Raw genomic sequence first — 20,170 nt, forward strand, 5'->3', positions numbered from 1 at the left:
CCGCGTCAGAACAGGAAGTCGTCCACCTCCATCGCGGCCGCGGCGGCGGCCTGGGGCACATCGGCGCCGAAGCCGCGGGCGATCTCCCTCTCCCGCTCCATGGTGAAGGGCACCGCGTGGACCAGCATCAGGCGGTCCCGCAGCAGGGAGGGCTCCGGCGGCGGGGCGGCGGCCGACAGGGCATCCAGCTCCCCGCCCATGGCGCCGACGGCGCTGGACAGGGCGAGGGCGGTGTCGAGGCATTCGACCATGGCGGCCAGTTCCTCCGGCACCCGCCCGCCTTCGGCGCGCAGCCCGGCGATCGCGGCATCCATGGCGCGGCCCGCATCGCCCAGCCGCTCAAGGCCGGTGCGCATCGCCGCCATCATGTCATCGAGCGCCCCGGCCTCACCGCCGGCGGTCATCAGCCGGCCGCCGATCGCGAGCGCGGCTTCCAGCGCCTCCGCCAGGCCCTGCACGCCTTCCGCCATCTGCTTGGCATAGGCGCGCAGCTCGATCGTCACGGCGCCCAGCGCCGCTCCCTGCTTGCCCAGCCTGGCACAGCGGAAGACGGCATTGAGTCCCACCACCCGCAGGTCGATCTCCATGCCGCGAATCTCATCGAGTCCGGCCCGCAGGGTGCGCATGTGGCCATCGATGGCCGCCATCGCGGCATCCAGCGAATCGCGACTGGCCTTGCTGGAGCCAACCAGCGACGCGGCCTCACCCAGATCCCCGTCCAGCGCGCCCAGGAAGGACCGACCGTCCCGCCCACCGCGCCCGAACAGCGCCTGGCCCTGGTCGACCATCCCCTGCGTTTCGCGCCCGAGGCGGGAGAGCGAGTCCGCGATGCTCCGCATCTCCTGCGCCAGGGTGCCGCCGGCGTCCCGCAGCAGTGCCGCTTCCAGCGCCATGGCACGCGAAGCCAGCGCGCCGCGCGAAGCGGGATCGAGGTCATGGCACCAGGGGCGATCCGCACCCTCCAGCCCCGACGCGAGCTCGCCCAGCGCATCGGTCACATGTTCCAGCCGCTGCCGCGTGGCATCGCCGACCTGCAGCGCGGTCACGACGGCGCCGATCGCGGCGCTGATGGCCCGGCCTCGCTCCTGCGTCTGCTCCGCCGCCGCACTGGCCTGCCGCCGCAGGGTGGTGATGGAATCGAGGCCCCGCGTGATGCGCTGGGAGACCTCCCGCAGCTTCGGCCCGTGCTGCCGCATGAAGGCCTCCTGCTGCGCTGCGATGGCGGCAAGGTCCTTCACCGCCGCGGCATGCAGCTGGCCGAAGCGCTGCACCGTCTGCGCCGCCAGATCCGTCAGGCGCCGCAGATCGGTCTGGAAGGTGACGATGTCGCGGCTGTCCGTATCGAGGGTGCTGCTGGCGATGGCGGCGTTGAGCGTCAGGACCCCCAGCGCCTGATTGATGCGGAGGAGATAGGCAATCCGCCCACCAACCGCACGCAGATGCGTGCCGAGTTCGCCAAGCGCCGCATTCTCCGCCTCCGCCTGCGTCGCGAGGGTCGTCATGCGTGCCGCCGCAGCGCCGAGCTGGCGGGATGCCGCTTCGAGCGTCTCGCAATCGAGCAGCTGGCGAAGCGAGCCGAAGCGTTCGCCGATGCCATCGATGCGGCCGGCGGCATGGCCCAGCCGATCCCCCACCGCCAACAGGTCGTCATCGACCGGCGCGAAGGCGGGCGCCAGGCGGTCGCGGATGGTCCGCAGCAGCGCGGCGTTCAGTTCCATCGGCGGACCTCCGACAGCAGGACGGGAATGCGGTCCAGACCGATCACGCGTTCCGCGGCGCCAAGTGCGATCGCCTCCTTCGGCATGCCGAAGACGACGCAGCTCTCCTCATCCTGCGCGACGGTATGCGCGCCGGCCTTGCGCATCTCCAGCAGGCCGCGCGCGCCGTCATCGCCCATGCCGGTCATGATGACCCCCACGGCATTGGGCCCCGCATATTGCGCGGCGGATCGGAACAGCACGTCCACCGAGGGACGGTGGCGGGAGACGAGCGGGCCATCCTTGATGGAGACGTGGTAGCGCGCGCCGCCGCGCTGCAGCAGCATGTGGCGGTTCCCGGGCGCGATCAGCGCGCGGCCCGGCAGGACTGCGTCGCCATCCTCCGCTTCCTTGACGTCGATCTTGCAGAGGCCGTCGAGCCGCCGGGCGAAGGCCGCGGTGAAGCGTTCCGGCATGTGCTGCACGATCACGATCCCGGGACTGTCCGCTGGCAGGGCCTGCAGCACCATGGCCAGTGATTCCGTCCCGCCGGTGGAGGCACCGATGCACACCACGCGCTCCGTCGTGCGCGCCATGGCACGGCTGACCGGGGGCGGCAGCATGACATCGGCGGTGAGCTTGCGTTCCACCGTGCGGCTGGGCGCGCCCGCCATGCGCCGCCCCGGACGCGCCCGCGCCGCGGCACGAACCGCGTCGCAGACGCGCACGCCGGATTCCAGCAGGAACTGCGCAGTATCCATGCGCGGCTTGGCAATGACCTCCACGGCGCCGGCATCCATCGCCTGCAGCAGCGTCTCCGACCCATCCTCCGCCAGGGAGGAGCAGATGATCACCGGCAGGGGGCGCTGCGCCATGATGCGGCGCAGGAAGGTGATGCCATCCATCCGCGGCATCTCGATGTCGAGGATGATGACGTCCGGCACTTCCTGCTGGATGCGCTGGGCAGCAAAGAAGGGATCCTGCGCGGTCCCCATCACCTCGATATCCGGCGCATCGGCCAGGATGCGCGTCAGCGCCTGGCGCACCGCCGCGCTGTCATCGACGATCAGCACACGGATCGGGCGAGCGGAGGAACCTGCCATGCCAGTGCCTACCCTTTCTGCCAGATCGTGGACATCACGCCCCGCATGCCGCGCAGCGTGGCGCCGGCCGCCGTCTCGGAATGGCCGACGATGAGGAAGCCACCCGGCCGCAGATGCGCGCAGAGGCGCCGGAGCACGGCTTCCTGCGTCGGCCGATCGAAATAGATCAGGACATTGCGGCAGAAGACCACGTCGATGTCCGAATCGACGCTGTAGCCTTCATCCATCAGGTTCAGCAGCTGGAAGCTGCACGCTGCGCGCAGTTCCGGCACGATCCGCGCATCCCGTCGCTGCGGATCGCGGTGGCGCATGACGTAGCGCTGCTGCAGCGCCTTCGGCACCGGCGCCAGCATCTCCAGCGGATAGACGGCGCGCCGGGCGACATCGAGCACCTGGCTCGAGATGTCGGTACCGAGGATCCGGAATCCCGGGGCGAGCTGGCCGGCACGCGCCATCTCCGCCAGCACCATGGCGATGGTATAGGCCTCCGCCCCCGTCGAGGCGGCGGCAGACCAGAGTTTCAGCGGCCGCGCCGAGCGCCCGCGTTCCGCCAGCAGTTGCGGCACGGCCTCCCGCGCCAGGAAGTCGAAATGCTCGGCTTCGCGAAAGAAGTCCGTCTTGTTCGTCGTCACCATGTCGATGACGTGCTGGTACTCCGTCTCCAGCAGGCCTTCGTCGAAGAGGGCGACGCAATAGGCATCGACATCCATCATGCCGAGGCTGCGCGCCCGCTTGCGCAGGCGCCCTTCCACCATCGTCCGCTTCACCGGCGGCAGCCGGATGCCGGTGTCGCGTTCGATCAGCCCGGCCACCTGCCGGAACCGCCGGTCACTGAGCGTGTCGGTCATGAAGTCAGGCGGCCAGTGCCGTATCGTCCAGCAGCATCGCGGCACCCTCATCGGCGCCCATCAGCCGCGGCATGTCGAGGATGACGACGAAGCCGCCCGCCCGGCGGCCGATGCCGCGGATGCAGTCGGACTGCCAGCGCCGGCCGATATCCGGCGCGGGTTCCGCCTGCGCCGCGTCCAGGCCCGTCACCTCGAACACCCGGTCCACCAGCAACCCGATGCGCAGCCGCCGGCCGGCCAGGTCCAGTTCCAGCACCAGGATCCGCGTCCCCAGGCTCGGCTCCGTGGGCATCAGGCCGAGCAGGGAGCGCAGGTCGACCACGGGCACGCTGTGGCCGCGCACATCCGTCAGGCCCAGGAAGCTGGAGGGCGTGTGCGGCAGTCGCGCGATCGGGCGCAGGTCGAGGATTTCCTGCACCTGGCAGACGGGGATGGCGAAGACCTCATCCGCCGCACCGAGGGTGACAAACTGGTCGTGCTCCGCCATCGCCGCCTCCCCGCCTCAGTGCCGCTGGTATTCGGCGTCGAGGCTGTCCGCCCCGTTCATGTTGATGGCGAAGCCGTTGCCATTGGCCTTGCCATGCGCGGCGCCGTTCGGCCTGGCCGGCTTGGCCTTGATCGGCTGGTCGCGACGCACGGCCGGCTTGGCCTGCGGACGGGCGAAGGAGACGGCGCGGCTTTCCGCCACCGGCGCCACGCGCGGCCCTTCCGCCTCGCCCAGGCGGAAATAGGCGATGGTGGATTGCAGCACTTCCGCCTGCGTGGACAGTTCCTCCGACGTCGCGGAGACTTCTTCCGACGCGCTCGCGTTCTGCTGCGTCACCTTGTCCAGCTGCTGGATCGCCTGGTTGATCTGGCCGGCGCCGAGGTCCTGTTCGCGGCAGGCCGCGCTGATTTCCTCCACCAGCTCCGCCGTCCGCTTGATGTCCGGCACCAGGCGCTGGAGCATGTCGCCGGCTTCCTGCGCCGTCTTCACGGTGTTGGAGGACAGCGTGCTGATCTCCGCCGCCGCGGCCTGGCTGCGCTCGGCGAGCTTGCGCACCTCGCTCGCCACCACCGCGAAGCCCTTGCCGTGCTCGCCGGCGCGCGCCGCCTCCACCGCCGCGTTCAACGCCAGCAGGTCGGTCTGCCGGGCGATCTCCTGCACGATGTTGATCTTCTCCGCGATGCTCTGCATCGCCGTCACCGCCTGGCTGACCGCCGCGCCGCTGCGCTGCGCATCCTCGGCCGACTGGCGGGCGATCTTCTCCGTCTGGCTGGCATTCTCCGCGCTCTGCTTGATGTTCGCGGCCATCTCCTCCATCGAGGCCGAGGCCTCCTCGGCCGAGGAGGCCTGCTCCGTCGCGCCCTGCGCCAGCTGTTCGGCAGAGGAGGAAAGCTCCTGGCTGCCGGAGGCGACGTTCTGCGCGGCGGTGGTCGCCTCGCTCACCACGGCGCGCAGCTTGTTCAGCATGCCTTCCAGCGCCAGGCCCATGACATCCTTGTCCGACAGCGGCTTCGCGGCGACCGCGAGGTTGCCGGCCGCGATCTCCTCCGCCACCTTCGCCGTGCTGCGCAGGCCCTCCGTCATGCGGCCCATCGCATCGATCAGGTCCTTGACCTCGTCATTGGTCGTGACGCGCGCCGTCTGGCTGAGGTCGCCGACCGCGACGGCATTGGCGACGTGCACGGCCTGGCCGAGGCCACGGCTGAGCGACAGGGCGATCCAGACCGCCGCGCCGGAGGCGATGACCAGCGCGATGCCGGCGATGGACAGCAGCAGGACCTTCGACTGGGCCGCTTCCTCAGCGGCTGCGGCACGCGCATCCCGCATGATTCCCTGGTTGATGCGGATGACGTCGCCGAGGCGATCCATCGCTTCCGTCACGAACTGGCGCGCGGCAGTGGTGGACAGCGTCACGGCAGCCGCCTGGTCACCGGCCCGGGCGAGTTCCCGCATGCGATCCTGCACCTGGATGTACTGCGACAGCGCCTCCCGCGTCGCGACCCAGCGCGGACGCCCCTGTTCGGAGGCGCGTGCGATGGCGTCATCCAGCGACTGCATCAGCGCCTGGCGGCGCTGGTCCATCTCGCCCCCGAAGCGGTCGACGGCGGCCCGGTCGGTCGACAGGATCATGTTCTTCTCAGCCCGGACCAGCAGCGCCAGATCGGTCTGCGCGACCTGGGAGCGCTGCACCCGCGCCGCAGCACCATCCAGCACGCCCTCATAGTTGTTGGTGAGCGAACTCATGCCGCTGTAGCCGAGCCCGACCATCCCGGCCATGAGGAGGAGGATGAAGCCGAAGGCGGCGAACAGCTTCGCCTTTACCGTGATGCGCATGGTCGTCTGTTCCTGATGGGTCTTGCTGCTGTCGGGGGCTCAGTGCCGCTGGAATTCGGCGTCGAGGTTGTCGGTACCGGTCATGTTCAGCGCGAAGCCGGTCCCGTTGACCTTGCCGTGGGTCTTGATGGGCCGTGCCTTCGGGGCGGGTTCGCGGCGCATCGCCGGCCTGGCCTGCGGGCGGGCGAAGGCGACGGGCTGTGGCGCCGCGGCTGGTGCAACGCGCGGCGCCTCCGCCTCGCCCAGGCGGAAATAGGCGATGGTGGATTGCAGCACCTCCGCCTGCGTGGACAGTTCCTCCGACGTCGCGGAGACTTCCTCCGACGCGCTCGCGTTCTGCTGCGTCACCTTGTCCAGTTGCTGGATCGCCTGGTTGATCTGGCCGGCGCCGAGGTCCTGTTCCCGGCAGGCCGCATTGATCTCGTCGATCAGCTCCGCCGTCCGCTTGATGTCCGGCACCAGGCGCTGGAGCATCGATCCCGCTTCCTGCGCCGTCTTCACGGTGTTGGAGGACAGCGTGCTGATCTCCGCCGCCGCGGCCTGGCTGCGCTCGGCCAGCTTGCGAACCTCGCTCGCCACCACCGCGAAGCCCTTGCCATGCTCGCCGGCGCGTGCGGCCTCCACCGCCGCGTTCAGCGCCAGCAGGTCGGTCTGCCGCGCAATCTCCTGCACGATGTTGATCTTCTCCGCGATGCTTTGCATCGCCGTTACCGCCTGGCTCACCGCCGTGCCGCTGCGCTCCGCATCCTCCGCCGCCTGGCGCGCGATCTTCTCCGTCTGGCTGGCATTCTCCGCGCTCTGCTTGATGTTCGCGGCCATTTCCTCCATCGAGGCGGAGGCCTCCTCGGTCGAGGACGCCTGCTCCGTCGCGCCCTGCGCCAGTTGCTCCGCGGAGGAAGCCAGCTGCTGGCTGCCGGAGGAGACGTTCTGCGCGGCGACGGAGGCCTCCGTCACCACCCTGCGCAGTGCCGCGTTCATGCGCTCCATGGCGTTGACGAGGTCCTTGATCTCGTCATTGCTGCGCTGCTCGACCTGCTGCGACAGGTCGCCGGACGCGATCGCATCGGCGAAGGTCACGGCCCGGCGCAGGCCGGCGGCAACGGACAGCGCAATCCAGGTCGAGGCACCGATGGCAACCAGCAGCGCGACCGCCGCCGCGATGCCGAGCGCCGTATGCGTCTCCGCCGCATCATTCCGCGCCTCCACGCGTTCGGCGCGCAGGATGTCCATGTTGGCGAGGATGAGCTGCTGCAGGCGATCCATGATCTCCGTGACGTGCCGACGCGCGATGGTGGTGGATATCTCCGCGGCCCGGGCATTCTCGCCGGCCCGGACGAGGTCCCGGATCTGATCCTGGACCTGCCCGTATTGCAGCAGCGCTGTCCTGACCTCCACCCAGCGCGGCCGGCTCGCCTCCGACGCCCGCGCGGCGGCGCCATCGATCTGCGTCACCAGCGCCTGGCGCCGCTGCTCCATCTCCGCCATGAACTGTTCGGCCAGCGGCCGCGTCGGCGCGATGATCACGTTCTTCTCCGCGCGCACGAGAAGCGCGGCATCCGTCTGCGCCGTCTGCGCCCCCTGGATCAGGACGACCGCATCATCCAGCACGGTCTCGTAGGTCTGGCTGACAGCGCCAAGACCCGTCATGCTGAATCCCACCATGCCGGCAAGCAGCAGCATGATGCAGCCGAAGGACGCGAACAGCTTCGTCTTGACGGTTATTCGCATGAAACGTCCGTCCTGTCGGGTTGCGGGAAGCGTCAGTGGAGGATCTGCGCGAGGTTCGGCAGGATCAGCAGGTCATCGCCCCGCATGCCGATGCCGCGGATGAATTCGGGCCGCCACCGGATGCCGATGCGCGGCGCCTTCTCCAGCGACGAAGGCACGATCTGCGTCACCTCGAAGACCCGGTCGGCCAGGATGCCGACCGGCGTCGGCTCACCCTCCAGGTCAAGCTCCAGCACGATGATCCGCGTATCCGCCGTCGATGCCGTGACCGGCATGCCGAACTGCACGCGGAGATCCGCCAGCGGCACGATCCGGCCGCGCACATTGACGACGCCACCGACGAAGGATCGCGCGCCCGGCACCTCCGTGATCGGCACCAGGTCCAGGATCTCACGCACCATGCCGGCCTCGATGGCGAAGACCTCGCCACCGATGCCGAGGGTCAGCACATCGATGGCGCCGTCGGGGAGAAGGTCCTGGTTCATGCCGCCTGCCTCATGCGCGTGCGTCGCCCTTCCTCCTCACCGATCTCCAGCAGATGCGCGACGTCGAGGATCAGCGCCACGCTGCCATCGCCGAGGATGGTGGCGCCGGAGAAGGTCTTCACATCCGCATGCAGGCGGGAGAGGGATTTGATGACGGTCTGGTGGCTGCCCAGGATCTGGTCCACCACCAGCCCGACCCGTTGATCGCCGGCGGCGATGATGACGACCTTCTGGTGCGGATCGGGCGGCGTCGCGCAGCGCATCATCTCCCGCAGCCGCAGGAAGGGAACCAGCGCGCCGCGGATCTGCAGCAGGCTGTAGCCGTTGGACCGGCCATCCTCCTGCGCCGGCAGCTCGACGCATTCCTCCACGGCCGAGAGCGGGATCGCGTAGCAGCCCTCCCCCACGCGGACGAGCAGACCCTCGATGATCGCGAGCGTCAGCGGCAGGCGGAGCGTGACATCGGTGCCGCGTCCCGGCCGCGTCGCGATCTCGATGGAGCCGCGCAGCTGCTCGACAGTGCGCTTCACGACATCCATGCCGACGCCGCGGCCGGAGATGGCGGAGATCTCCTTCGCCGTGGAGAAGCCAGGCTGGAACAGCAGCTGATGGATCTCGTGATCCGCCAGCCGCGCATCGGCGGAGATCAGGCCCTTCTCGATCGCGCTGGCGCGGATGCGCTCCGCGTCCAGGCCGCGGCCGTCGTCGCTGACGGTGACCAGCACTTCGGCGCCAGCGTGACGAGCAGACAGGCGGATGCTGCCGGCACCCGGCTTGCCGGCGGCAATGCGGCCCTCCGGCGCTTCCAGCCCATGATCAACGGCGTTACGGATCAGGTGGACCAGCGGATCGGCCAGGCGCTCGATCATCGTCTTGTCGAGCTCCGTCTCCTCGCCGCTCGTCACCAGTTCCACCGGCTTGCCGAGATCGCGGGAGAGGTCGTGTAGCAGGCGGCGGAAGCGGGTGAACAGCGACCCGATCGGCAGCATGCGGATGCTCATCGTGGTGTCGCGCAGCTCGGCGACGAGACGCCCGATCTCCTCCGCCACGGTGGTAAGCCCGGCCTCGCCGCCTGAGGCCAGCTGGCTCAGCCGCGCATGGGCGATGACGAGTTCACCGACGCGATCCATGAGGGCGTCGAGCCGCTCCGCCTGCACGCGCAGGCTGCCGCCGACGCGCGCGATCTCGGCCTCCCCGCGCGGACGGTCGGCAGCGGCGACCGGTACGGGGGCCAGGCTGGGCGCAGGCTGCTCGGCAGCGGTCGTGACAGCCGCGGGCGCAGGTGCCTCGGCATCGACGCGCGTGATCTCGATCTTCGCGTCGTCGGAGACGAAGATGAAGACCTCGTCGATCTTCGCGCGATCGCAGCCGCTGCGAAGGCGGACGTCCCAGCCGAGGTAGCAGCTTTCCGGATCGATCTCGTCCAGCGGCGGCACGGCATCCGTCAGCGCCGTGACGTCCAGCGGGCCGAGCCCGCGGATTTCATCCAGCATCAGCAGCGGGTTGGTTCCGTTCACCAGCGCCTCGCCGCCCAGGCGGAAGCGGATATGCCACTCGGCCTCCGCGTCCGCGGCAGCTGCGACTGCTGCCGGCGCCGCCCCATCCACGGCCTGGCGCAGCGCCGCCAGCAACTCCTCCCCGCGCGCCGGCAGCGCATCCTGCGGCGATTCGATCAGGGCGCGGATATGGTCCCGCGCCTGCAGCGCCGCGGTGACCAGCGCCGGCGTGCAGGGCGCAAGGCCGCCGCGCACGCGGTCGAAGGCGGTTTCGAAATCATGGACGAAGGCGGCCACGGCGACGAAGCCGAACATGGCGCCGGAGCCCTTGATGGTATGCAGCGCGCGGAACGCCGTATCGACCAGGCTGCGGTCATCGGGACGGTGGCCGAGATCGAGCAGCGACTGCTCCAGCTGCTCCAGAAGCTCGGAGGCTTCCTGCCGGAAGATATCGGACGGGTCGCCGCTGCCGCTCATCCCAGCACCTTCTTGACGATGGCGAGCAGCTGCGACTGTTCGAAGGGCTTGGTGATCCAGCCCGTCGCGCCGGCCTGCTTCGCCTCCACCTTCTTCGCCGCATCCGATTCGGTGGTGAGGAAGATGATCGGCACGCCCTTGTAGGCCGGCAGCTTCCGCAATTCGCGGATGAAGGTCATGCCGTCCATGACAGGCATGTTGAGATCGGTCACCACCATGTTGACCGGATTGGCCTGGGCCTGGCGGAGGCCTTCCGCCCCGTCCCCGGCTTCCTTCACCTGGTATCCCGCACCGGAAAGCGTGAGGCGGACCATCTGCCGCACACTGGCGGAATCATCGACGGTCAGGACGGTCTTCATGCGGCGCTCCGCGCGAGGGGAATGGTCCAATCCCGGAAGCCGCCTTCCGCCAGAAGCGCGGCGAGTGGGGCCGGCACGGGCTGACGGAGGGACAGCGCGACGCCATCGCGCCGGGCGAGGACGCCGGCGGATTCGAGAAGCTGGACGAAGCTGATGTCGAAAGCGGTGCCTTCGTGGCAGTCAAGCTCGACGGCGCGGCTGGTCCTCAGTGCGTCCAGCAGCGTCGACTTGGAGTCCTGGATGGTGGCGATGGTCAATCTGCCGGTCAGCCTCAGGGGCTTCACGGCGTCGGGCGAGCCGAGGTTCGACATGCTGCGGGCCTGTCCGGGAGTGGTCTGGACAAGCATATGCAGCAGCGAGGTTAGTAAGCTCTGAACACGGTAAAGATGCAGCTATTTCAACATGCTTGTCTGGCGGCGATGCCGTCTTCCAGGCGCCCCCAGACCGTCATGAAGTCCCGCTGCCGCGGAGACCGCGCGCGATGGCGCGCCGCCTACCGGGGCCGGCTTGCCGTCGCGGCGATGGTGGCGATCATGTCCTGCTCGGCGGCCGCGGCGCTCATGTAGCGCGGCGCCGTCGTGACGAAGGGTTCCGTCGATTCCGCCGGCAGGAAGACCGAGAGAAAGAACAGGCCCGTGGCCTCGTCGCGCGTGGCCTCGATACGGAGCGTCGCCATGCAATCCTCTCAGTCGATGACGGGAACCTGGTGCCGCAACGTCACCTCCCGCCCGGTGCGAGCGGATTCGATCACGGCCAGGCAGGCTTCCAGCGTCGCCATGCCCCAGGCGCCGGAATGGGTGGGTGCCGCGCCATCCAGCACGGCGGCGCAGAATTCGTCCAGCACCTCACCGCGCGGCACCACTGGCAGGGGCGCCGGTTCCAGCCAACGGCGGTCATCGGCATGAACCATGACGCCCGCTGGCGTCAGGCGAAGATCAGCGCCCTCGCAGCTCACGAGCACGAGGCCGAACTGGTTGTGGAAGGCGGGCGGCGCCGGTGGGGCGAGGGGCGGCGTTTCCGGCCCATAGGCGCGGCGCGCCTTGGCCGCTTCCTCATCGGTGACGGTCGCGAGCGCGCGGCGCGCGGCGCCGTAGGCCTCGGGATCGCGTCGCTGGCCGAGTTCGCCGATCCAGCCCATCAACTCGTCGCTGTCGTAGCGGCCATGGCCGCTATAGGTCAGCGTCGCCGTCGCGCCATCCTCGAAGTGCAGGAAGGCGTTGTAGGCGCCCTCGGTGGGGCGCGCGCTGTCCCAACCGAAGCATTGCGCGCGGATGCTACGGACCAGCCCGCCGCCGAGCAGCCGCAGGATGTCCAGCTGATGCGCGCCCTGGCTGAACACCACGCCGCCGCCGCGCGCCGTGTCCAGCTCCTCCGGCCGCCGGGGGCGGTAGAGGAAGTCCGTATAGGCCAGCGCCGTCATCATCCGTGCGCGGCCATGCGCGCCCGAGGCGATGAGCCGCCGCGCCAGCCGCACCGGCCCGTCCTGGGCGTGGCTGTGGCCGATGAGGAGCTGCACGCCAGCGCGGTCCGCGGCTTCGATCATCGCGGCGCAGTCGGCCAGCGTGATCGCCATGGGTTTCTCCACCAAGCTGTGCTTGCCGGCACGGCTGGCGGCGATGACGTCGGCGGCATGGAACTGGTGGGGTGTCGCGACGTAGATCGCCTCCACCCGGTCGTCGGCGCAAAGCCCCGCCATGTCGGCATGAGCGTGGCTGCCCGGGAAATCCTGCTGGAAGCGCGTGCGGGCTTCCGGCCGAGGATCGGCGCAGGCGACCAGTTCGACACGCGGGTGCCAGGCCAGCGTCGGCAGCATCAGCGTGAAGGCACGGCTCAGCCCGCAGACGCCGAGCCGCAGGCGGCGCGTCACAGGTCCAGCACCAGCTCTTCCGTGCCGGGGGCGGCGCGGGAGACGCAGACCATCAGCTGCGACGCCTTCTCATGCTCCATCAGCACGAGGTCGCGGTGATCGACGTCCCCCGCCAGCAGCCTGGTGCGGCAGGACCCGCAGGTGCCGCTTTCGCAGGAGTGGGAGACAGCGATGCCGGCGGCGCGCAGCGCCTCCAGGATCGTCGTGCCGGCGGGGATGTCGATCCGCGTGCCGGACTTCGCCAGCCTTACGGCGAAGGGCATGTCGTCAGGCCGCTTCTGGCCGCCGCCGCTGCCAAAATCCTCGAAATGCACGGCGGAGGCGGGCCAATGGCCGGTCATGTCGCGCACCGCCTGCATCAGCCCGCGCGGGCCGCAGCAATGGACGTGGCGGCCCTTGGGCTGGTCGAGCAGCGGCCAGAGATCGAAGGCGCGGTCGGGATCGCCGCCATCATGGTGGATGACGACCTTGCCCTTCAGCGCCGGCGCGGAGAGTTCCTCCCGGAAGGCCGTGTCGGCGGGTGAGCGGGTCAGGTAGACCAGCTTCCAGGGCGGCCGCCCTTCCGCCTGCAGCTGGTGGATCATGGACATGATCGGCGTGATGCCGATGCCCCCCGCGATGAAGAGGCGGGAGACCGGATTGCCGAGCAGCGGGAAATCATTGCGAGGCGGGGTGCAGGGCAGCAGGTCGCCCGGCTTCACGCCATCGCAGAGCGCGACGGAGCCGCCCTTCCCACCGGCATCCCGCTTGACGGCGATGCTGTAGCTTCCCGTCTCGGCCGGGTCGCTGCAGAGCGAGTAGCGCCGCTCCATCCCGTTCGGGACGCGGACGCGCAGATGCGCGCCGGCGGTGAAGTCCGGCAGGGCCGCACCATCGGGATCGGCCAGGTCGAAGCGGACGATGCCCTGCGCGATCGGTGCCGCGGCCAGGACCCGCAAGGGGCGAAACTCCTCCGTCTCATCCATCTGCGCGGCCCTCCCTGCCAGGATTTACTTAGCAATCTAAGATTTCCGGTCAATCCCCCGGCACCCGCCTTGCGACAGCGGCACTTAGAACGCTAAGTATCTTTCGGCTGCAGGAATGGAGGAAGCGCCATGCTGACCCATGAGGAGAACCAGCTTCTCGCGCGCGTCGAGGGCGACGCCCCCATGGGGCGCCTGATGCGCCAGCACTGGCTGCCCGTCTGCCTGTCCGAGGAGGTGGAGGAGCCGGAGGGCAAGCCCATCCGCGTGCGCATCCTGGGCGAGAACCTGGTCGCCTATCGTGATGCGGAGGGCCGCGTCGGCCTGGTCGGCGAATTCTGCCCGCACCGCAAGGCGTCGCTCGTCTATGGCCGGAACGAGGAGGGCGGGCTGCGCTGCCTCTATCACGGCTGGAAGGTCGATGCCGAGGGCAACGTGGTCGAGATGCCCTCCGAACCGCCTGAGGCCTGCGCGGCGGCGAAGTTCAAGCATCCGGCCTATCCGACCGAGGAAGCGGGCGGCTTTGTCTGGGCCTATATGGGCGACCGCGCGACGATGCCGGCCTTCGAACCGCCGCCCTTCGCGCCGACGCCGGAGACGCGGGTTTCCATCGGCACGGCGCGGGTGGACTGCAACTGGGCGCAGGTGGTGGAAGGGCAGATCGACAGCGCCCATTCGTCGTCGCTGCACTCCTCGGACATGGTGCCCGCCCGCGTCGGCCGCGCCAGCGCCAATGCGAAGCTCTGGACGCGCCCTTCCACGGACAAGGCGCCGCGGCTGCAGGTGCAACTCACCTCCTACGGCTTCCGCTACGCCGCCATCCGCCGCCCGATCCAGAACGCGGCGACGCAGGATTATGTCCGCATCACCACCTTCGTGGCACCGCTGATCTGCCTGATCCCGCCCAATGCCAGCTACAACGTCGCGCAGGTGACGATCCCGATCGACGACCACAGCTGCATGTTCCACTTCATCGCCTGGGGCGAGGGGCCGGACGTGCCCTCCATGGCGGAATGGCGGAGATTCCTGGCGCTGACGCCGGGCGTCGATGTCGATCCCGCCAAGGGCTGGGCGCGGCTGCGGGTGCGGGAGAATGACTACCTGCAGGACCGCAACCTGATGAAGCTCGGCAATTTCACCGGCATCAAGGGCATCCCCGCGCAGGACATGGCGATGTGGGAAGGCATGGGTGCGATCGCGGACCGCACCTCCGAACGGCTCGGCGCCAGCGATGTCGCGATCGTGCAGTGGCGCCGCCTGATGATCGAGGCCGCGAAGGCCTTCGCGGAAGGCGCGCCCGCGCTCGGCCGGACGGAGCCGATGGTGCCGAAGCGGGACATTGCGAGCTTCGAGGGCGTGGTGCCGAAGACAACGGATTGGCGCACGCTCGGCACCACGGAGTTGGAGCGCAGCCTGTTCCCTGGCGCGGCCCCGGCTCAGGCGGCAGAATAAACGCGATGAGCAACCTTTCCCTGTCCGTCGCCATCGGCCCCTATGACCGCATGATGCCGCTGGTGCGCGGCGAGGCGCGGATCGATGCCGTCGATCCGCAATTCATGCTGCTGGAGCCCGAGGAGATCTTCTTCCGGGCCATGCGGCATGAGGCCTTCGACATCTGCGAGCTCTCGCTCTCCTCCTACAGCCTGCGCGTGGCGCGCGGCGACAGCCCCTATGTCGCCATCCCCGTCTTCCCCTCCCGCGCCTTCCGCCACACCTGCATCGTCGTCCGCAACGACCGCGGCATCCGCACGCCCGCCGATCTGCGCGGCAAGCGCATCGGCATGCCGGAATACCAGCTGACCGCGAATGTCTGGGCGCGCGCGATCCTGGAGGAGGAATACGGCGTCAACCAGCGCGACATCACCTGGGTGCGCGGCGGCTACGAAAGCCCCGGGCGCATCGAGAAGCTCAGCGTGACGCTGCCGGAGGGCGTCGTCGTCGAGAACGCGCCGGAGGGCAAGACCATCTCCGGCATGCTGGCCGATGGCGAGCTGGATGGCGTGATGGGCCCGCGCGCGCCTTCCTGCTTCGAACGCGGCGACCCCGCCATCCGCTGGCTTTTCGAGGATCCGACCGCCGAGGCCACCGCCTGGTTCCGCAAGACGCGCATCTTCCCGGTGATGCATGTGCTCGGCATCCGGAAGTCACTCGTCGAGAAGCATCCCTGGCTGCCGACCGCTGTCATGAAGGGCTTCCAGAAGTCGAAGGACATCGCGCTGGAACGGCTGACCGACACCTCCGCCACCAAGGTCACGCTGCCCTTCGTGGAGGAGAACCTCCGCCGCGCCCGGCAGCTGATGGGCGAGGATTTCTTCAGCTACGGCCTGGCGCCCAACCGCCACGTCTTCGACTACTTCCTGCGCCACCACCACGCGCAGGGCCTGTCGAACCGCGTGCTGGCGGCGGAGGAGTTGTTCCACGCCAGCACGCTGGAAGCGCATAAAGTCTGACCCTTAGACGCCGGGCGCCGGCTCCGCCGGCTTGGCTTCGCCGCATAGGCGGCGGGCCGCATTCGCGGCCTCGGCCGCCAATGGCGGCCGCCTTTCGGTTGGTCAGACCGGAAAACCCTCCAGCAGTTCCACGGGATCGCCATAGCGCTCCGCCAGCGCGACCACCTTCGGGTCGCGCAGCGATAGCAGGTAGCCATCCTCGATCATCGGGCTGTTGCCCGCCGTGACCGTGCTGTCATAGGTCACGAGGTCCATGTGGATATGCGGCTCCTCCCAGTTCGGCATGACGCGCCGCAGATACTCGGAGGGCTTCAGCGCATTGATGCCGAAATGCAGCGCGCCCGGGCTGTTCGGGCCGGCGGGGTAGATGTCGAAGCGCGGCGCCTTCGGGTTGTGGCCGCAGCCCACTTCCTCCAGCGTGCCGCCGATCAGGTAGTCGCGCAGCACATCGGCCTCGAAACCCTCGCCATGCACGGCGAAGACGACGTCGTCGCGGAACTCGACGCCGACCGGGCTGGCGAAGGGATGGTCGAAGCCGACGGCCCATTGCGCCCAGATCGTGCCGGAGATGCCGACCTTGTCCTCCGGCTTCAGGCCGACCATCCCGGGCTCGAACAGGTTCGGCCCATGCGTCGGCAGGTAGTGGACGTAGCAGCCATCCTCATCCGCAATGTTGTGCCCACGCCAGCGATTGTGGCGCTTCAGCTTCTGCAGCATCGCATCGGTGTAGGGGATGCGGAAATCGGTGCCCCGCGGGTCGGTGAAGCGCAGCGTGAAATCGCCCTGTTCGGGAAACAGGCGGGAGGTCGCGCGGATGATCTCCCCCAGCAGGTCGATCGGAAACTGCGCCTGCGGCGTGTTCAGCAGATCGAGGTCGCGGAAGAAGGTGATCTTCACCCAGCGCTGGCCCTTGTTCTTGCGCAGCGCCATGCAGAAGGGATCGATGACGCTGGCGAACCAGGTGGAGACGACGAAGGTCGCGCGTTCCAGCAGCGCCTTCGCCTCGTCGGGGATGGTCACGTAGCGCGTGCTGTCGCCCATATAGGCGATGAAGGTGGCGCCGCGCCCGCGCGCCAGGCCCTGCACCGCCTGCACCACACGGGGATCGAGCAGCGGATCGATCAGCATCACCACATGGTCGCCGGGCCGGATCGCCATGACGCGGCAGAAATTGTCCATGCCCTTGATGGAGGAGGCGATATCCGCCGGCGGATGCGTCACCTTGCGCGGCAGGCCGCGGCGTGTGGGGGCGGCGATGATGTCCTCGACGCGGTTGGGCAGGCGGGACATGGCGGCTTCCTCTCCGAACCAGGCTTGGGCCGCGCGGGGGACGGCCGGGCATACACTTCGAAGACTAAGCATTGCCCGGCCCGCCGCTGTCAATCCGGAGCTTGCCTTACACCCGCCGGTATTCCGCGCGCATGATGGGGACCCAGTTGCCATCCGGCATCTGGACGCGGGAAGCCAGCACCCGGCGCCCATCGGGCAGCCATTCGACGATGTCCTGGTATTTCAGCCGGCGCGTCGGGTCCGTGAAGTCCGGCCCCTCGCTGTCCAGCGTCAGCACCTCGCCCTCCCGAACGCCGTCGTAGAGCCACATCAGGGTCATGGCGGAGGAGATGAAGCTGCCGGTGAAGCGGCCGCGGGCGATGTCGTAGCCGAGCGTGATGATGTTGGTGCAGGTGCCGCCGCCCGGCATCTCTGCCTGCCCTTCGCCCTGCACCCAGAGCTGCCCAATGGCGCGGACCTTTTCCGTGCCGCGCAGGGTCTGCTCGGGCTGGCCCGGCCCCATGGAGCAGGCGCTTTCCATGGTCCAGTCGCCGACGAGGCGGAGCAGCCATTCATGATCCTGGGTGGGAAGCGGGATATCCATGCCGTGTTCCTTCCTCGGCGGTTTCGGTCAGCCGGCAGGCACGTCAGAGACCCGCATGGAGGGCCTCCAGCCGCTCCAGCGATTCCGTCCAGCCGCGGCGGTGGCGCGTGGCGGTATCGGCATCGGCGAAGCGGTCATGGGTCAGGGTGACCTCCGTGCCTTCCGGCACGGCGCGGAATTCGACGGTGACGCGGGATTCGCGTTCGGGCATGGAGACCCAGGCCCAGGTGAAGACCAGGCGGCGCTCCGGCTCGAACACCGTGTAGGTGCCGCCGACGCCGTGGCGTTCGCCATTGTCCTCCACCAGCCGGACCAGGAAGCGGCCACCCTCCCGCGCCTCGATCTCCGCCTGCTCGACGCGGGTGTGATGCGGGCCGAACCAGCGGGCCATCATCTCCGGCCGCGTCCAGGCGGCGAAGACCGTGGCGGGCGGGGCCTTGATGCGCTTCACCAGCGTCAGGCTCGGCGTCACGGCATTCATGGCTGCTCCGCCTCCAGCGCCGCGGCCAGGCGATCCAGGCTTTCGGTCCAGAAGCGCTGGTAGCGCATCAGCCAGCCCATGGCGTCCTCCATCGGCGCCGCGGTCAGGCGGCAGGTGACGGTGCGGCCGGATTTGCTGCGGGCGATGAGGCCCGCGCCTTCCAGCACATCCAGGTGCTTCATCACCGCGGGCAGGGACATGGCCAGCGGCTGCGCCAGGGCGGAGACCGAAAGGGCGTCCTCCGCATCCAGCCGCGCGATAAGCGCGCGGCGGGTCGGGTCCGAGAGCGCGGCGAAGACGCGGTCCAGGCGAGGCTCGGCGGCAGGGTTTTGTTTAACCATCAAGTTAACATTAGGGATCACCGGGCGCCTCGGTCAACCCTTTCGCGGCTTGCCCGGCCGGGCGCAGGATCGGGCGGGACGGGAGGAAGGGCGGCGATGATCCAGAACGAGGTCCGGCAGCGCCTGCTGCGCGGGGAGACCTGCTTCGGCCTGATGGCCTTCGAGTTCTTCACCCCGGGCCTGGCACCGGTGCTGGCGCAGGCAGGCGCGGAATTCGTGGTCCTGGACATGGAGCATAGCGGCCTCGGCATCGAGGGGGCGAAGGCCCAATGCGCCTTCGCCCGCGCCGCGGGCATCGTGCCGATGGTCCGCCTGCCGCGCCCCGATCCTGGCCTGGCGCCGCCGCTGCTGGATGCCGGGGCGCTGGGGATCATGATGCCGCTGGTGGAGAGCGCGCTTCAGGCCCGCGCCCTGGTCGATGCCTGCCGCTACCGGCCGGAGGGTCGGCGCGGCCTCGCCTTCGGGCTGGCGCATGACGGCTACGCGGCCGGCCCCGCGGCGGCGAAGATGGAGGCGGCCAACCGGGCGGTGCTGACCATCGCCCTGGTCGAGAGCGCCGCCGGGATTGAGGCCGCGGAGGCGATCGCCGCCGTGCCGGGGCTCGACATGCTGTGGCTCGGCCATTTCGACCTCTCCGACAGTCTTGGCATCCCGGGGCGTTTCGAGGAGCCGGCCTATCGCGCCGCCGCGGCACGGCTGCGGGATGCGGCGGCGGCCCAGGGCAAGCCGATCGGCTGGCTGGCGGCGGATGGCGCGCAGGCCGCGGCGGCGCGCGGCGCCGGCTTCCGCTGCCTCTGCATCGGGCATGAGGTGATGCTGCTGCGGGACGCGCTGCGCGGCGCCATCGAGGCCGGGCGCGGCGCGACCGTGGCGCCGGGCGATCCGGGACGGGACGGGCTGCCATAGCAACGGGCGGAGGGTGCGGCCGGCCACGCCGTGGCAGGCTGCGCGGCATGGACCTGCCCTTCGACTGGCCGCGCATCGCGGCGGATCTCGATGCCACCGGCTGCGCCGTGACGCCGCCGCTGCTGGGTGCCGCGGAGTGCGCCGCCCTGGCTGCGCTCTATGAGGACCCGACCCCGTTCCGCAGCCGCGTGGTGATGGCCCGGCACGGCTTCGGGCGGGGCGAATACCGCTACTTCGCCTATCACCTGCCGGACCCGCTGCCCGCGCTGCGCACCGCGCTCTATGCCGGCCTGACCCCGGTGGCGGAACGCTGGCGCCAGGCGCTGGGCGGCGCCGGTGAACCCTTCCCGGCGACGCTAGACGCCTTCCTGGCGCGCTGCCACGCCGCCGGCCAGGCGAAGCCGACGCCCCTGCTGCTGTCCTATGGCCCCGGCGACTACAACTGCCTGCACCAGGACCTCTATGGCCCCTTCGTCTTCCCCCTGCAGGCGACGATCCTGCTCTCCGCCCCCGGCCGGGATTTCGAGGGCGGCGAGTTCGTGCTGACGGAACAGCGCCCGCGCATGCAGTCCCGCGCGGAGGTGGTGCCGCTGGCCCAGGGCCAGGCGGTGATCTTCGCGGTCAACCATCGGCCCGTGCAGGGCACGCGCGGGACCTACCGCGTCGCCATGCGCCATGGCGTCAGCCGCGTGCGGTCCGGCCTGCGCCGGACGCTCGGCATCATCCTGCACGACGCGGCCTGACGGTCTGGCCGAGGCGCCGCCCAGGGTCTAGATC

21 protein-coding genes are annotated in these 20,170 nt (G+C 69.6%); 4 read left to right on the plus strand and 17 right to left on the minus strand.

Annotation, left to right across the window (positions count from 1 at the left end; all coding sequences use genetic code 11):
• Positions 1–5: 5 nt before the first annotated feature.
• The 13 genes from G3576_RS11920 to G3576_RS11980 all read right to left on the minus strand — a co-directional run bounded on the left by G3576_RS11920 (position 6) and on the right by G3576_RS11980 (position 13,345).
• Positions 6–1,718, minus strand: a complete 1,713-nt coding sequence (locus G3576_RS11920) for a methyl-accepting chemotaxis protein (protein WP_164694623.1) — start codon at positions 1,716–1,718, stop codon at positions 6–8.
• Positions 1,709–2,800 (minus strand): protein-glutamate methylesterase/protein-glutamine glutaminase, encoded by a 1,092-nt coding sequence (locus G3576_RS11925; protein ID WP_164694624.1) that lies wholly within the window; start codon positions 2,798–2,800, stop codon positions 1,709–1,711. The genes G3576_RS11920 and G3576_RS11925 overlap by 10 nt, the downstream gene beginning before the upstream one ends.
• An 8-nt stretch (positions 2,801–2,808) precedes the next feature.
• Positions 2,809–3,648, minus strand: a complete 840-nt coding sequence (locus G3576_RS11930; protein WP_164694625.1) for a CheR family methyltransferase — start codon at positions 3,646–3,648, stop codon at positions 2,809–2,811.
• A gap of 4 nt (positions 3,649–3,652) precedes the next feature.
• Positions 3,653–4,135: a chemotaxis protein CheW gene (locus tag G3576_RS11935; protein ID WP_164694626.1), complete on the minus strand. Its 483-nt coding sequence runs from the start codon at positions 4,133–4,135 to the stop codon at positions 3,653–3,655.
• Positions 4,136–4,150: 15 nt separating this feature from the next.
• Positions 4,151–5,968: a methyl-accepting chemotaxis protein gene (locus G3576_RS11940; RefSeq protein ID WP_164694627.1), complete on the minus strand. Its 1,818-nt coding sequence runs from the start codon at positions 5,966–5,968 to the stop codon at positions 4,151–4,153.
• A 39-nt stretch (positions 5,969–6,007) separates the two neighbouring features.
• On the minus strand, positions 6,008–7,696 hold the full coding sequence (locus G3576_RS11945) for a methyl-accepting chemotaxis protein (protein ID WP_164694628.1): 1,689 nt from the start codon (positions 7,694–7,696) through the stop codon (positions 6,008–6,010).
• A 32-nt stretch (positions 7,697–7,728) separates the two neighbouring features.
• Entirely contained in the window at positions 7,729–8,181 is a 453-nt protein-coding gene (locus G3576_RS11950; protein ID WP_164694629.1) for a chemotaxis protein CheW, read from the minus strand.
• The gene (locus G3576_RS11955) at positions 8,178–10,154 is read right to left on the minus strand and encodes a chemotaxis protein CheA (protein WP_164694630.1); all 1,977 of its coding nucleotides are present in this window, start codon (positions 10,152–10,154) and stop codon (positions 8,178–8,180) included. Before G3576_RS11955 ends, G3576_RS11950 begins: the two co-directional genes overlap by 4 nt.
• A complete protein-coding gene (locus tag G3576_RS11960; RefSeq protein ID WP_164694631.1) occupies positions 10,151–10,513 on the minus strand; it encodes a response regulator in 363 nt (120 codons plus the stop codon). Before G3576_RS11960 ends, G3576_RS11955 begins: the two co-directional genes overlap by 4 nt.
• Complete coding sequence (locus tag G3576_RS11965; RefSeq protein WP_164694632.1) at positions 10,510–10,824, minus strand: STAS domain-containing protein; 315 nt, start codon at positions 10,822–10,824, stop codon at positions 10,510–10,512. The genes G3576_RS11960 and G3576_RS11965 overlap by 4 nt, the downstream gene beginning before the upstream one ends.
• A gap of 182 nt (positions 10,825–11,006) precedes the next feature.
• Positions 11,007–11,189, minus strand: coding sequence for a hypothetical protein (locus G3576_RS11970; protein WP_164694633.1), 183 nt, complete (start codon positions 11,187–11,189; stop codon positions 11,007–11,009).
• Positions 11,190–11,198: 9 nt separating this feature from the next.
• The gene (locus G3576_RS11975) at positions 11,199–12,380 is read right to left on the minus strand and encodes a Gfo/Idh/MocA family protein (protein WP_164694634.1); all 1,182 of its coding nucleotides are present in this window, start codon (positions 12,378–12,380) and stop codon (positions 11,199–11,201) included.
• Entirely contained in the window at positions 12,377–13,345 is a 969-nt protein-coding gene (locus G3576_RS11980; protein ID WP_164694635.1) for a PDR/VanB family oxidoreductase, read from the minus strand. The genes G3576_RS11975 and G3576_RS11980 overlap by 4 nt, the downstream gene beginning before the upstream one ends.
• A 129-nt stretch (positions 13,346–13,474) precedes the next feature.
• Here G3576_RS11980 and G3576_RS11985 point away from each other — a divergent pair, with 129 nt between their 5' ends.
• Complete coding sequence (locus G3576_RS11985) at positions 13,475–14,794, plus strand: Rieske 2Fe-2S domain-containing protein (protein WP_164694636.1); 1,320 nt, start codon at positions 13,475–13,477, stop codon at positions 14,792–14,794.
• 5 nt (positions 14,795–14,799) lie between these two features.
• Positions 14,800–15,792, plus strand: a complete 993-nt coding sequence (locus G3576_RS11990; protein ID WP_164694637.1) for a PhnD/SsuA/transferrin family substrate-binding protein — start codon at positions 14,800–14,802, stop codon at positions 15,790–15,792.
• 102 nt (positions 15,793–15,894) lie between these two features.
• Here the strand turns inward: G3576_RS11990 and G3576_RS11995 are convergent, their stop codons facing one another.
• The 4 genes from G3576_RS11995 to G3576_RS12010 all read right to left on the minus strand — a co-directional run bounded on the left by G3576_RS11995 (position 15,895) and on the right by G3576_RS12010 (position 18,487).
• Entirely contained in the window at positions 15,895–17,082 is a 1,188-nt protein-coding gene (locus tag G3576_RS11995) for a hypothetical protein (protein ID WP_164694638.1), read from the minus strand.
• 106 nt (positions 17,083–17,188) lie between these two features.
• The gene (locus G3576_RS12000; protein ID WP_164694639.1) at positions 17,189–17,665 is read right to left on the minus strand and encodes a DUF1579 domain-containing protein; all 477 of its coding nucleotides are present in this window, start codon (positions 17,663–17,665) and stop codon (positions 17,189–17,191) included.
• A gap of 43 nt (positions 17,666–17,708) precedes the next feature.
• Complete coding sequence (locus tag G3576_RS12005; protein ID WP_164694640.1) at positions 17,709–18,146, minus strand: SRPBCC family protein; 438 nt, start codon at positions 18,144–18,146, stop codon at positions 17,709–17,711.
• The gene (locus G3576_RS12010; protein ID WP_164694641.1) at positions 18,143–18,487 is read right to left on the minus strand and encodes an ArsR/SmtB family transcription factor; all 345 of its coding nucleotides are present in this window, start codon (positions 18,485–18,487) and stop codon (positions 18,143–18,145) included. Before G3576_RS12010 ends, G3576_RS12005 begins: the two co-directional genes overlap by 4 nt.
• Positions 18,488–18,583: 96 nt before the next feature.
• On the opposite strand from G3576_RS12010, the gene G3576_RS12015 reads away from it, so the two are divergent.
• Positions 18,584–19,393: an HpcH/HpaI aldolase family protein gene (locus G3576_RS12015; RefSeq protein ID WP_164694642.1), complete on the plus strand. Its 810-nt coding sequence runs from the start codon at positions 18,584–18,586 to the stop codon at positions 19,391–19,393.
• 47 nt (positions 19,394–19,440) lie between these two features.
• Positions 19,441–20,136 carry a 2OG-Fe(II) oxygenase gene (locus G3576_RS12020; protein ID WP_164694643.1) on the plus strand — a complete coding sequence of 232 codons (696 nt, stop codon included), beginning with the start codon at positions 19,441–19,443 and terminating at the stop codon, positions 20,134–20,136.
• Positions 20,137–20,170: the final 34 nt, after the last annotated feature.

It is taken from the genome of Falsiroseomonas algicola, from assembly GCF_011040385.1.
In the GTDB taxonomy this organism is placed as follows: Bacteria; Pseudomonadota; Alphaproteobacteria; order Acetobacterales; family Acetobacteraceae; genus Falsiroseomonas; species Falsiroseomonas algicola.